Origin of the sequence: Chryseobacterium sp. CH25, assembly GCF_004119455.1 — a bacterium.
Taxonomy (GTDB): domain Bacteria; phylum Bacteroidota; class Bacteroidia; order Flavobacteriales; family Weeksellaceae; genus Chryseobacterium.
In genome coordinates, this window is sequence record NZ_NRQT01000013.1 from 1 (window position 1) to 12715 (window position 12715).

A 12715-nucleotide genomic window follows, 5' to 3' on the forward strand; every position below is an offset into this window, starting at 1 on the left:
AGATTTATGATCTATTCTTACTTGTATTATGGATCTATTTCCTGGTATCATTACTTCTGATAAACCATCTGATTTTGTCATCCTGGAAGGAGCTAAACATAGTTTCCCAATACTTTTATCAAGTAACAGACCTCTATTCATTATTAATACTTCCCAGGACAAGCTTTAAACTATCATAATTCCTTTGGACTACGCACGTATGGGCTAGATATACTAAAGTTTCACACAAATGTTCTTTATTTTCTCTTTTGATTTTAATAATAATTCCATAAATTAAATCTTTATGTTGTGATTTATTGTTTATAATTTGCTGTTAAATATTGATTCTGGTTTTCAGTAATCTAAGTTAATTTCTTATTATTGATATAAGAAGCGGAAGCCGAAAAGCTTTAATAGAGTAGGCTACATTAAAACTAAATAATTATGAAAAACTTAGTGAAAATCTCAAGAGAAAATTTAAAAGCATTTACTGGAGCGGGACCTGGGTGCCCAACAGATGATCCGGGATTTGGTATATGCTATATTACAGGATTTCCAAATGGTATTTGCTTGAGTAGATATCAATGTTGTGTTCAACTTGGTGGAAATGAAGAGACCTGCAAAAAACGTTTCCCTCAATAATATATTACTAAACTAATATTATATTCAAAATGTCTTTAAAATAATAAAATCGGTTGTATCACTTGAGATGCAGCCGATTTTAATTTTGTAAACTTTGGAATCAAACAATAGCAATCTATTTTTGCATCTATAAAAATCTGTTTTTTATATTTTGTTTAATGAATAATAATACTTGGTCATATTTAAGATAGCAGAGCATATAAATTATGTTTGTCTCTGATATTTAGTGAATTCATAAATATTTTTTGTTTTTTCAATGAGTAAATTATGTAACTTAGTCATATTATAATGATTACGAATCTAAAATATACATACTATGAAAAAACATTTATTCCCTCTATTTGTACTGTTGTTAGGTGTAAATGCCTATGCTCAACAGGATCTTTTTGCTATCACAGGAAAGGATACTCAGGCTATTAATTTCAGTGATTTCCGTGTGATGGATGCAATGAGTGGTACTTCCGGTGAGAAAATCTTTACTGCTGATTCTTCTTCAAAAGTTACTTCTCAAACCAAGAGAAGTTTGGTTACTGAGGATAAAAATTCTTTTAATAATTCTCAGGCAACTACAATGGCTGCGCTGGCATATGATCCATCCAATAATAATCTGGTATATATGCCTATGTTTTCTTCTAATATTTATGTTTTAAACCCTCAGACTAAGGAAATTACTTTAGTAGAAAATAATGTGGTAAAAGTAACATCTTGTGATATTAATTCTCATATCACGAGAATGACTACAGGCTATGATGGTAATATTTATGCAGTTAATAATTCAGGGACACAGCTTTTGCAGATCAGTAAAAAAGGACAGCAATATGTGGTTGCTGATCTTGGAATCATAAAGGATGATGTTTCAAATGGTAAAAATTCATTTACTACAATAGAAACAGGATTTGGTGGCGATATGGTTGCCGATGCGGATAACAATTTCTATATTTTTGCTGCTTCAGGAAATGTTTTTAAAGTATCTGCTAAAGAATTAAAAGCAAAATTTGTGGGGAAAATTGCAGGGATTCCGGATAACTATTCTGTAAATGGTTCCGCTGTAAATTCACAAGGAAAAGTTGTGATAGCAAGCGCTAAAGGTGCTCCTTTATTTGAAGTGGACCTTGCTACTTTACAGGCTAAGCAACTTCCTGGAGAAGAGAACCTGCATATTTATGATTTGGCCAGTAAGTACTTTGTGAATGATAGAGTTTCTGCAAATAGTAAAGCTTTAGCTAACCTTGATATTTATCCTACCAGAGTTAATGAGCAGTTTGTAAATGTATACGTTAATAATAAGAATGTAAAAGGAAATATTAAGCTGAATGTTTTCGATATGTCCGGTAAAAATGTAATGAGCCAGAGCTTATCTGTTAAAGATGGATCATTGGATCAGAAGGTTTATTTTAAGGGATTGATTAACGGAGCTTATATTATAAGTTTAACTGACGAATCCGGAAAAGTTATACTGAACAAAAAAATTCTTGTTACTGAATAATCACCTCAATAGTGATATGGAAAATTAGACTTATTACAAAAACCTTTTCGATTTTATTGAGAAGGTTTTTTAATGATTATTTGATATTCAACAAGTTTTATTTTTCGATATTAAAATGTATTTTTATAAAAAAATATAGATGAAGCTATACTTTAATGTAGGATATATTGTAAAAGCCGGAGAAAATCTGCAGTTGGTGATTCGTGAAGAAGGTACTGCGGCCCATATCCATACGATGTTTTGTGCAGAGAATGGTTTGTGGAAATGCGAGGTGGATTTTTTTCCAGATCCATTTCCTATCAGTACAGAGTTGTTAATGAAAAAGGAAATGTTTTAAGAGACGAGTTTGTTCAGCATCATCTTAATTTCCCACATAACTATAAAGAGTTTATCATTTTTGATGAATGGAATAATAAAAACTTCCCTGAGAATTATCTGAATAATAAAATTCTCTACAATAAGTTACATGACTTTAATCCGGAAAAATCAACAATTCTAAAAAAACATACTCACTTATTCAGACTTGAGGCTCCTATTTATAATAAAGATTGGAGAATTGTATTGTTTGGAAGCACTGCATCTTTAGGACACTGGGATTATAACAGAGTGGTTCCTTTACATCAGACCGATTTTGGTCTTTGGGAAGTATCTGTTGAAATTCCTGAAAATGAAATTATCGAGTTTAAATATTGTATTTTCGATACTAAAGAGAACAGGGTTATAGATGTTGAAACCGGTGAAAACAGAATCACAGTTGCCAATCCATTGCCGGATGTTTTGCAAATTGTTTCTAATCATTATTTCAGATTTAAAGGGTATCAGATGTATCATGATGCCGGAGTTGCTGTTCCAGTATTCTCTTTAAGAAGTGAAGAAGGATTTGGAGTAGGAGAATTCTCAGATATCAAAAAACTGGCAGACTGGACAAAGGAAACGAACCTTGGAATTATCCAGATTCTTCCTATTAATGATACTACAGCTAATTATTCGTGGACAGATTCATATCCTTATGCAGCTGTATCAGTGTATGCATTACATCCCCAATATATTTCACTAGAAAAGCTTGATTATTCTTTACCGAAAGAATTAGTTAAAGAATATAAGGCTGATAAAGAGGCTTTAAACGCTCTTGATCTTATTGATTATGAAAAAATGATCGATGGGAAATGGAAGTATCTGAGAGCAGTTTTCAATGCCGAAAAAGATAAAATTTATAAGGATAGGAACTTTAAAAAGTTCATTAAAGATAATGAATACTGGTTGGTTCCTTATTCAGCGTTCTGTGTCTTAAGAGATAAATACAAAACACCTAATTTCAATGAGTGGAAAACTCATAAAAAATATATTGCAGGAAAGATTACTCAGCTTTTTACAACAAAAAGTAAAGATTATGATCTTTCAATGCTTCATGCCTGGGTACAGTACCAGCTTCATGTTCAGTTGAAGGATGCTGTAGATTATACTCATAATCTTGGAGTATCTTTAAAAGGAGATCTACCTATTGGAATTTACAGATATTCTGTTGAAGCCTGGACAGAGCCAGAACTTTTCGGAATGGATTTCCAGGCCGGAGCACCACCTGATCAGTTTACAGAACTTGGGCAAAACTGGGAATTCCCTACCTATAACTGGGAAGCCATGAAGGCTGATGATTACAGATGGTGGAAAAACAGGTTCAAAGCATTGGAACAGTATTTTGATGCCATGCGAATTGATCATATTTTAGGTTTCTTCAGAATATGGAGAATGCCTATCTCTGCCGTACAGGGAATTTTAGGATATTTTTATCCTGCTGTTCCTATTGTTGCAGACGAATTTAAGGCTTGGCAGATTCCATTTACATTTGAAAGATATTGTAAGCCCTTTATCAACAATGAAATCTTATGGAAATATTTTGCGGCAGATAGCGGAAAGGCTCTGGTATTTATGGACCGTAAGGCAGATGGAACTTATTCCTTTAAAGAAGAATTTGATACCCAAAGAAAGCTGGCAGATTTCTTTAAGAAAAACCCATATGGTCCACTTGAGGAAAAGTTGATTTCCCTTTGTGCCAATGTTTTGTTTTTACCGGAAGAAAGAAAAGGAGAAACAGTTTACCATCCAAGATTCAATGTTTATAATACAGAATCTTATCAATATCTTCCGGAAGCTGAACAGAAAAATATTTATGAGCTGTATCATGATTATTTCTTCAGAAGACAGGATCATCTTTGGTATGAAAAAGCTATGGAGAAACTTCCGATGATTCTGAATGCTACTAAAATGCTGATCTGTGGAGAAGACCTTGGTATGGTTCCTGCCTGTGTACCAGTTGTAATGGATGAACTGGCGATTATCGCTCTGAAAGTTCAACGTATGCCTGCAGAGAATATTCCATTCTATGATCCACGAAATGCCAATTATATGAATGTGGTGACTGCATCTTCTCATGACAGTTCAACCTTGAGACAATGGTGGAAAGAAGAACCTGCTTTAACCCAGAAATATTTTAATCAGCAATTGGTTCAATATGGAAAAGCTCCTGCAGAATTAACTCCTCATTTGGCGGAAATCATTATGAAGCAGCATTTATATAATGAATCTATGTTGGCTATCTTCCCAATTCAGGAATTCCTGGCTACAGATGCAAAACTTACCAATCCTAAAATAGATAATGAAAGGATAAATAATCCAGCCGTTTTCCCTCATTATTGGCAGTATAGAATGCATATAAAACTGGAAGCGCTTAAAGATGAAAAAGTGTTCAACGAAAAAATTGCTCACTGGATAAAAGATAGTGGTAGAGTGTAAATTTAACATCTGATTATCAATTAGTTAAATATATTTTAAAAGAAGTTTGATCTATGGATTTAACTTCTTTTTTTATTTGCATCAAAAAGATAGAATTGAGATATTCTGCTATATATTAACCAATTAACGACTATACAGATGAAAAAAATATTTTTGGGATTAGCTTTTGGGCTTGGCGTTTTAACGTCTGCTCAGCAGTATCCGAATAATGGTTGGGGTGATGATGGTTATTATCAGAATGGCAATGGCTATTATAGCGATGAAGATGACAGAAATTATTTCCCTGATGATTATTATTATAACTATCCTCAGGACTATTATCCAGGAGATTATTATCAAAGCTATTATAACGATTACAGAAACAGTATTATCAATATAGACTGGAACGGTTTTTTTATACAGAACAGATTAAACCGTTGGCAGGTAGATCAGATTATAAGATTGAATAACCTGTATGCAAATTTTACAGCTTGGGATAACTTCTACAGATTTAATCCGGATAGATGGTATTATGATAGATTCTATGCTTTGGAAAGAATTATGGGACCAAGAGTTTTCATAGTATTTCAGAACAACTATTACAGAGGGGCAAGTCCTATCATATATTTCCAAAATTATAGAAGAACGTATTATGTTCCAAGATATACTGTAATGCCAAGATACAGAAATGTAAACATCAATATTTACAGAGTAGACCGTTCAAGGTTCAGAAGAGTTGAGAATCCTACTTTTGATATTGTAAGAGGCAGCAGCAGACCTAATAACGGTTTTGGAAATTCTGGTTCATCAAGTGGTGGATTCCGTAATTCGGGAGGTTTTAGAGGAAATTCAGATAATGGAGGTTTCAGGAATAATAATTCCGGGGGCTTTAGAGGAAACTCTGATAACGGTGGATTCCGAGGAAATTCAGATAATGGGGGTTTCAGAAATGGTAATTCAGGCGGTTTTAGAGAAAACTCTAATTCCGGTGGATTCCGAGGAAACTCAGATAATGGAGGTTCTAGGAATAATAATGGCGGATTTAGAGGTAGTAATGAAGTAAGACGGGAAGCGGCTCCATCAAGAGAAAATAATGGTGGGTTCAGAGGAGGAAGTGGTGGTTTCAGACAGCAAAGATCTGAAAATTCTTCACCAAGTCGTGGTAATAGTGGAGGCTTTAGAGGAAGCTTGGTAAGGAATTAATTTTCATATATTATATTTAAGTGGTGTGAAGGACAGGTTTTTATAATCTGTCCTTTTTTTGTTTAATTATTGATTTATTTTAGTTAAAATTTAACATTATTTATGAATGCGTTAATTTAACCTATGGTTTAATACTGAATCAAAAAGGTATAATAACAATTAATTAAATTTTAAAAAGATGAAAAAATTAGTTTTAGCAATAGCATTTATCGGAATGGGAAGTTTTGCAATGGCACAACAGACAACTCCACAGGACAGAGAAGCAAAAAGAGCAGAAATGCAGCAGAAAATGCAACAAAAAGAGCAGGAGCATCTTGCACAGATGCAGAAAGATCTTAACCTTAATGCTTCGCAGGTAGCACAGGTAAAGGCATTACATGAAAAAAGAAAAGCCGAAATGAAAGCTGATTTTGCAAAGAATAAAGAAGTAAGACAGGCTAAAATGGAAGAAATGAAAGCCAAAAGAGCACAAATGGATGCTGATATGAAGAAGATCCTTACTCCTGAACAGTATGATAAATGGCAGGTTGACAGAAAAGCTAAAATGGAACAGAAAAGAATGGCAATGAAGGATAGAAGAATGATGAAAAAGCCGATGAATACAGCTGCTCCTGAAGTAAAATAGCAATTTATAATTTTGATTTTTTAATGTGTAAAGGATGGGATTTTTTCCATCCTTTCTGTATTAATTTTCCGTAAAACTTTTGATTTCGGGCATTTATTCCTTATTTTTGAATATAAATTCAATACTTATGGTTAGCGAAAAAATTGCAAAATTAATTAACGAACAGATTGCCCACGAACAATACGCCGCTCAATATTATCTTTCAATGTCTGCATGGTTTTCAGGAAAAGACCTGGATGGGATTGCAAATTACTTCAGAGTACAGAGCAAAGAAGAATTAATGCACGCAGATAAAATGTTTGATTATTTGAATGATGTAGGAGGAGAAATTATCATTGGAGCAATTCCAAAGCCACCACATGAGTTCGAAAGTGCTACAGATATTTTTGAAAAGGCATTGGCGCATGAGAAAATTGTAACTAAAAGTATTTTCAATATTGTAAAGAATGCTAATGAAGAGGGAGATTTCGCAACAACATCTTTCATGCAATGGTTCATCAATGAACAGGTGGAAGAAGAGGCAAGTGCATCTCAGTATGTAACTAAAATCAAAATGGTGTGCGATAATCCATCTGCATTATACCTTTTTGACCAGGAATTGTCTCAGAGAGTATTTGCTCCTGATACAACTGCTTAAAACCCGAAAGTTTTTAACAATATAAAACCGCGATCAGAAGACCGCGGTTTTTTATTTTCATGTTCTGTATATTATTTATTTATATTTAACAGCTTTATCCAATTCAATAGGATTATAATTCCTTTTGATTTCTAATTGATAATCTCTCTTAATACTTTTTAAGCCTTCCAAGGTATTGATATATTTATCATTAATTGTTAGTCCCCAGGATCCCTCCTTCATGTTATTATATTCACTGAACGGGTTGCTATATCGGTTTAATAATAATTCCTGATACTTTTTAAGTGAAATTTTTATTGGGATCATTCCTAGATTGGTTTCAACAATGTTTGCAGTATTATAATCTGATAAGTCCTTATGAAACGATATCAGTTTATAACTGAAATTTTCACCAGTATCTCCTAATTCTAATATTAATCCTGGTAAGCCTTTAAATTTGTAAGGCCCTTCAGATATTGGAATTTCCGGTGCAAACCATGCTGCCCATTTTCGGCCACCCCATATAGCTTCCGCTTTTTGCAGTTTATAATTATTTGTGTATTTAATTTGAGGCAGTATTTTCCAGACTATTTTATCACTCGACAGATAACTGTAATACTTATCCTCTACATTCACAAAATTTTCATTTTCAAAAGAGTTCCGATTCCTTTTTATAACTTGTTGGATAGGAAATGTATAAGAAATGATTTCTTTATTTCTTACCAGAGAATCAAGCTTAATTAATTTTTTATAATAAAATCTGGTGGTGTTACCTTGTAAATCAAGAACCATTTCGATTGTATCAGGGTTAGATTTTGTAGAATCTAACTTATAACTAAAATCATAGATAATCCTATAGTTTTGAGCATAAGTAGATTGGATGCAAAAGAAAATAAAAAGAAAATATTTATACATGAATAATAATTAGCAAAGGTATGCTGCTTTTCTTTTTGCTTCAGCGCAGTCACCGTTTGGATCTGTGTAACAAGACTGGGCTCCCTGTCTGTTTGAACAGGATACGCACTGCTTACAAGGCTCATTACCCCCTCCTGACTGATCTTCACATACAAATTCTCCTCTGCTTAATTCGCACTTAACTCCATTACCTCCACCTAATCTTTTAAGATCTTCACGAGATAGTTTCTTGAAATTTTTCATAATTATTAAAATTTTTAAAATTGAGGTGTAAATATACATTTAATTCATTAAAAAGAGATATAAATTAAGTAAAATTAATACTCTATTTAATTAATGGGATATACTATGGATAAAAGAGTAAATATTAGTTTTGTGATATAATAATCATTATATGGTGATTATTTTAGTCTGTTGTTTTATATTTTTTAGGTAGTTTATTATAAGCGGTTAATGCAAAGTTTACAAGGCTTTTATAGCATGACTGTTATTGATTGTATATAATGAGAATACTGAAAAGACAGCCAAAAGATATAATACAAATAAAAAAAGGAGCTTTCTACCGTACCTTTTTTCATGTCGGATGATATAAGCCTGTATGAGAAACAGTAGGGGGTATATCAGTATAACCATTGCAAAAGAAGCAAAAAGCAAGGTCATTATCAGAGAAAATATACTTTTAAAATTAATGGTTTGAAGACTCCTGTTAAAATAAATATGAGCCGCCCTATTCCAATAATAGATAGCTGTTAAAACAATGAAAATACTGAAGCCAACCCATTGAATATTGTATAGGACTTTCCAATTTTTAATGATCCGATTCCTTAACATAATGTTTGTGACTGATCTATAGAATATTTATTTATTCTTCTTTAATCTCTGTATTCTGATAGCAGCAATAAAAGTAACAGCTCCTATAATAAGGCTTGAAAATGAGGCTTTTGCCAGGTTTTCTGTAGGTATATACCTATGACCATCCTTGGTTACAGGGGGATCAATACACTCCAGAATATTAAATATGACCGTTCCGGATAAGACTATCATAATGATGCTTATAAGAAATGAGATAAAATAAATTTTCATGGCTATATAATAAATACTTGTGTTAGTTTTTAAGCATAAAGATTAATTTACATTTTCCAGTAGTTTTTTTATATGACGAAAGATACAATTTAATCTATTGTCCTAAATACTTCAATGAGTATTATATTTTGGTTAAGAAAAGTGGTATGTGTAGGGTATCATATTTATTGCTCAACAATATCAGTCCCTAATTCCAATGGGGTCTATAGATTAGAGATAGATGATCTGTGTTTTCAGAACTTTTTTGCCTAATCTTTCAAGTATATTCTTGTAGCCCTGTACCTGTTCTTCATCCTTGCCTTTTTCCTCTCCGGTTTTAAAATCTACAATAATATAACCTTCTTCACTTTTTAGAATGCGGTCAGGTCTTGAAATATGGCTTTCTCCATTTTCAGAAATCATGATATCTTTTTCATTGATCACTTCCCACTTCTCATCAAAGAATTCGGCATATTTTTTCACAATCTCCTGTAAAGTGGTCTGTATTTCATTCTTTTCCTCTAATGTAATCTGACCTTCCAATGCATAACCTTCCAGTACTTTGTTAATATCTTTTTCAGTATTGATTTTAGATAAAAGCTCATGTACAAAAAGCCCGATTCTTACTTTCTCATTTCTTACCTGGTAGTTTTTAGATGGGGTAGCAATTTTGATAGAAGTACTCTTTTCATTTACATTCTTAAGATTCTGAATGTTTTGTGTTTTAAAAGATGAACTCTTGGTTTTGGAGTGCTTTTTCAACATCTCAGGTTTCACCTCATATAAATCAAATGAATCTGCATTTTCAGTATTTTTAGTCTGAATAAATTCCAGCAGTTCAAGATTATTTGAAGTTTTATTAGCCTTCTGAAGATAGAAAAATAACTGTTCAACAGGTCTTGTTGTTGCTACGTATTGCAGACACAATCTGTCAATCAGATTTTTATATGAATTTTTCTTATTGAATTTTTGAATTTCTTCATCATATACTTCCAGATTCTTACTGAACTGGTTAATGTTGACGGATTTTAAAGCATCATTCTCGTTTGTTTCAAACCAGTTGGTAAATTCGCTGTCCCTGTTTTTGTTCATCATAGGAATAAAAACAATAGGAAACTCAAGCCCTTTAGACTTGTGAATGGTCATGATCTGGATAGCATCAATATTTTCTGAAGCCTGAATAGTGTAAGAAGAAGCTTCTTCATCCCAATATTTTAAAAACTCTTTGGTGCTTGCACCTGCATTTTGGGTAAAGTTGAAAAGCATTTCTAAAAAGTTCAGCAGGAAATCCGTTTCTTTATTCTTCACTGAAAATTCATTGATATAATACTCTATAAAATTATACAGGTTGAATCTCGGAAAATGATCCTGTTTTAACTGTAATGAATATTTCTGCTGTATAAACTGAAGTATTTCCTCATGACTTTCAATATCCAGAATCTCTTTCATTTCCAGTGTGAAATCTGCCATGTGAATTTTCCCCAATGTATTCAGGTAATACATCATCATAATAAGACAGGGTTTGTTCTTTGGATTGATTTCCCATCTTAAAAACTCAATAACCGCTTTTAATGTATTGGAAAGCTCCAGCGTAAGACCTTTATCAGAAATCGTTTTGATATTGGTTTCCTCACCATGGTAATTAACCTTTAAACTTCCCAGCTTTTGAGAATAGCTGAAAATATCAAAATTCCCACGGCACAGAATCGTAATATCGGAAAACTTAAATCCGTTATCCAGGCATTCCTGAATATCTTTCCTCATGCTCTCTGATGTATCATCATAAAACTCTTCATTGGTGAGATTTTCGATCAGGTTTACCTTTACGCGTCCGTCAATCTTGGATTTCGGAGTCTGTTCAGCATCTGCCCCGAAAATATTTTTATGTTCCTCTTCCAGTTCCAGAGAATGATACTGATAGAGTTCATTATTGAAATGTACAATATTTCTGGCACTTCTCCAGTTGTCTTTAAGGACCAAAAGATCCGCTTCTTTGGGAGAAAATTCTTTTTTGTTGATAATATCCAGCATCAGTTTACTTTCCCCACCACGGAATCTGTAGATACTCTGTTTAGGATCTCCCACAAGAGTAAAGGATGTATATTCTGTGGAAACACTGTGATCTCTCAAAGGAACAAAGTTCTGCCACTGCAATTCTGAGGTATCCTGAAACTCATCAAAGAAATAATGCTGAAACTGTGCTCCTACTTTTTCATAAATAAAAGCTGAAGGCTCATTTTTAAGGTTCTCATTGATAAGAATATTAAATTTAGACAGAAGAACAAGATCATTCTCTTCCTCAATTTTCTTCAGCTCATCCTGAATATCCTTATTCACCTTTAAAGGCAACAGTGCAGATAAAACCTTTTCTTTTTTCTGAGTCTCAATATACAGAAGAATAAGCTTCATTCTGTTTTCAATAAGCTGATCCAGAATTTCAAAAATTTCAGATTCCTTATGCTTAGATTTTGAAGAGGCTCCTTTTCTGTAATTGTTGATGACAGATTCTTCCTGGGTAGTAGGAAAAGGAAAACCTGCTCTTTTCTGTTGATAAAAATCAATGACCTTGGTAAAGAAACCACCAATTCCGTTTTTTCCCTGAGCAAAATCTTCAATCTCAATATTTCTGGATTTGAATAATTCAATAGAGGATGCAGCAAGCTCTGCAGCCTGTTTTTTGTTCAGGACAATTTCTTTACGAAGCGTATTTTTGATGTTTTCATAATTCGTATCATCAAAACTATCATTGTTTTTCAGGTGTTCATAGTGAATATCCTTTACAAACTCCTTTGCCGAGTCGTAAAGGTTTTTATTAAGATTGATCCTTTCATTATTTTCAAGACTGTAATCCACATAATCCATAAAAGAATTAGAGATGGTGTCATTCTCACCAATCTGATCCAGCATTTTATCCACAGCCTCAATTAGAAACGGTTCCGCTTCAATTTCAAGATTGAAATTTTTTGCCAATCCCAATTCATAAGAAAAGCTTCTCACCAGCCTTGAATTAAAACGGTCAATCGTCCCGATATTTAAAGTAGAATAGTTATGAAGAATATGATCCAGTAATCTTTTAGAACGATGATGCAGCTCATCAATAGTAATCTTTAGCCCCTGTTCTTCAAAAGCCTTCTGAATATTTTTAAGATCAGCATTCTCTGCATAATTACTGGCTGAAAAATTCCCAAGCCATGACAAAATTCTTTCCTTCATCTCGTTGGCAGCCTTATTCGTAAACGTAAGAGCAAGAATATTCCTGATCGATTGCTGTTGATTAGGATAACGGAGACAGATCATCAGAAGTCGCTGAACCAGGGCATATGTTTTCCCGGATCCGGCTGAAGCATTGATGACTGTGTAAGAATTTTGCATTGTTAAAAGAGAATTGAGACTGCAAGTTAGCTAAAATTTAAAAGAA

11 protein-coding genes are annotated in these 12715 nt (G+C 33.1%); 7 read left to right on the top strand and 4 right to left on the bottom strand.

Features of this window, described 5'->3' with window-relative positions; all coding sequences use genetic code 11:
* Positions 1-423: 423 nt before the first annotated feature.
* The 7 genes from BOQ64_RS21035 to BOQ64_RS21060 all read left to right on the top strand — a co-directional run bounded on the left by BOQ64_RS21035 (position 424) and on the right by BOQ64_RS21060 (position 7341).
* Positions 424-621, top strand: a complete 198-nt coding sequence (locus BOQ64_RS21035; protein WP_129059203.1) for a hypothetical protein — start codon at positions 424-426, stop codon at positions 619-621.
* Positions 622-937: 316 nt separating this feature from the next.
* On the top strand, positions 938-2107 hold the full coding sequence (locus tag BOQ64_RS21040; protein WP_129059204.1) for a T9SS type A sorting domain-containing protein: 1170 nt from the start codon (positions 938-940) through the stop codon (positions 2105-2107).
* Between the two features lie 139 nt (positions 2108-2246).
* Positions 2247-2444, top strand: coding sequence for a hypothetical protein (locus BOQ64_RS24245; protein ID WP_228448509.1), 198 nt, complete (start codon positions 2247-2249; stop codon positions 2442-2444).
* Entirely contained in the window at positions 2372-4897 is a 2526-nt protein-coding gene (locus BOQ64_RS21045) for a 4-alpha-glucanotransferase (protein WP_228448510.1), read from the top strand. Before BOQ64_RS24245 ends, BOQ64_RS21045 begins: the two co-directional genes overlap by 73 nt.
* A gap of 138 nt (positions 4898-5035) precedes the next feature.
* Entirely contained in the window at positions 5036-6079 is a 1044-nt protein-coding gene (locus tag BOQ64_RS21050; RefSeq protein ID WP_129059205.1) for a hypothetical protein, read from the top strand.
* Positions 6080-6257: 178 nt separating this feature from the next.
* A complete protein-coding gene (locus tag BOQ64_RS21055) occupies positions 6258-6704 on the top strand; it encodes a hypothetical protein (protein ID WP_129059206.1) in 447 nt (148 codons plus the stop codon).
* A 127-nt stretch (positions 6705-6831) separates the two neighbouring features.
* Entirely contained in the window at positions 6832-7341 is a 510-nt protein-coding gene (locus tag BOQ64_RS21060; RefSeq protein ID WP_129059207.1) for a ferritin, read from the top strand.
* A gap of 75 nt (positions 7342-7416) precedes the next feature.
* Here the strand turns inward: BOQ64_RS21060 and BOQ64_RS21065 are convergent, their stop codons facing one another.
* The 4 genes from BOQ64_RS21065 to BOQ64_RS21080 form a co-directional block, all read right to left on the bottom strand.
* Positions 7417-8235, bottom strand: a complete 819-nt coding sequence (locus BOQ64_RS21065) for a GLPGLI family protein (RefSeq protein WP_129059208.1) — start codon at positions 8233-8235, stop codon at positions 7417-7419.
* A gap of 9 nt (positions 8236-8244) precedes the next feature.
* Entirely contained in the window at positions 8245-8478 is a 234-nt protein-coding gene (locus BOQ64_RS21070) for a bacteriocin-like protein (RefSeq protein WP_129059209.1), read from the bottom strand.
* A gap of 615 nt (positions 8479-9093) precedes the next feature.
* Positions 9094-9279, bottom strand: coding sequence for a hypothetical protein (locus BOQ64_RS21075; protein WP_129059210.1), 186 nt, complete (start codon positions 9277-9279; stop codon positions 9094-9096).
* 249 nt (positions 9280-9528) lie between these two features.
* Positions 9529-12669: a UvrD-helicase domain-containing protein gene (locus tag BOQ64_RS21080; RefSeq protein WP_129059211.1), complete on the bottom strand. Its 3141-nt coding sequence runs from the start codon at positions 12667-12669 to the stop codon at positions 9529-9531.
* Between the last annotated feature and the right edge of the window lie 46 nt (positions 12670-12715).

Excerpts from the sequence above, each read along its gene's own strand:
- BOQ64_RS21070 (WP_129059209.1), bottom strand. The coding sequence starts at position 8,478 with ATGAAAAATTTCAAGAAACTATCTCGTGAAGATCTTAAAAGATTAGGT.
- BOQ64_RS21075 (WP_129059210.1), bottom strand. The coding sequence starts at position 9,279 with ATGATAGTCTTATCCGGAACGGTCATATTTAATATTCTGGAGTGTATT.
- BOQ64_RS21050 (WP_129059205.1), top strand. The coding sequence starts at position 5,036 with ATGAAAAAAATATTTTTGGGATTAGCTTTTGGGCTTGGCGTTTTAACG.
- BOQ64_RS21065 (WP_129059208.1), bottom strand. The coding sequence starts at position 8,235 with ATGTATAAATATTTTCTTTTTATTTTCTTTTGCATCCAATCTACTTAT.
- BOQ64_RS21040 (WP_129059204.1), top strand. The coding sequence starts at position 938 with ATGAAAAAACATTTATTCCCTCTATTTGTACTGTTGTTAGGTGTAAAT.
- BOQ64_RS21060 (WP_129059207.1), top strand. The coding sequence starts at position 6,832 with ATGGTTAGCGAAAAAATTGCAAAATTAATTAACGAACAGATTGCCCAC.
- BOQ64_RS21035 (WP_129059203.1), top strand. The coding sequence starts at position 424 with ATGAAAAACTTAGTGAAAATCTCAAGAGAAAATTTAAAAGCATTTACT.
- BOQ64_RS21080 (WP_129059211.1), bottom strand. The coding sequence starts at position 12,669 with ATGCAAAATTCTTACACAGTCATCAATGCTTCAGCCGGATCCGGGAAA.
- BOQ64_RS21055 (WP_129059206.1), top strand. The coding sequence starts at position 6,258 with ATGAAAAAATTAGTTTTAGCAATAGCATTTATCGGAATGGGAAGTTTT.
- BOQ64_RS21045 (WP_228448510.1), top strand. The coding sequence starts at position 2,372 with ATGCGAGGTGGATTTTTTTCCAGATCCATTTCCTATCAGTACAGAGTT.
- BOQ64_RS24245 (WP_228448509.1), top strand. The coding sequence starts at position 2,247 with ATGAAGCTATACTTTAATGTAGGATATATTGTAAAAGCCGGAGAAAAT.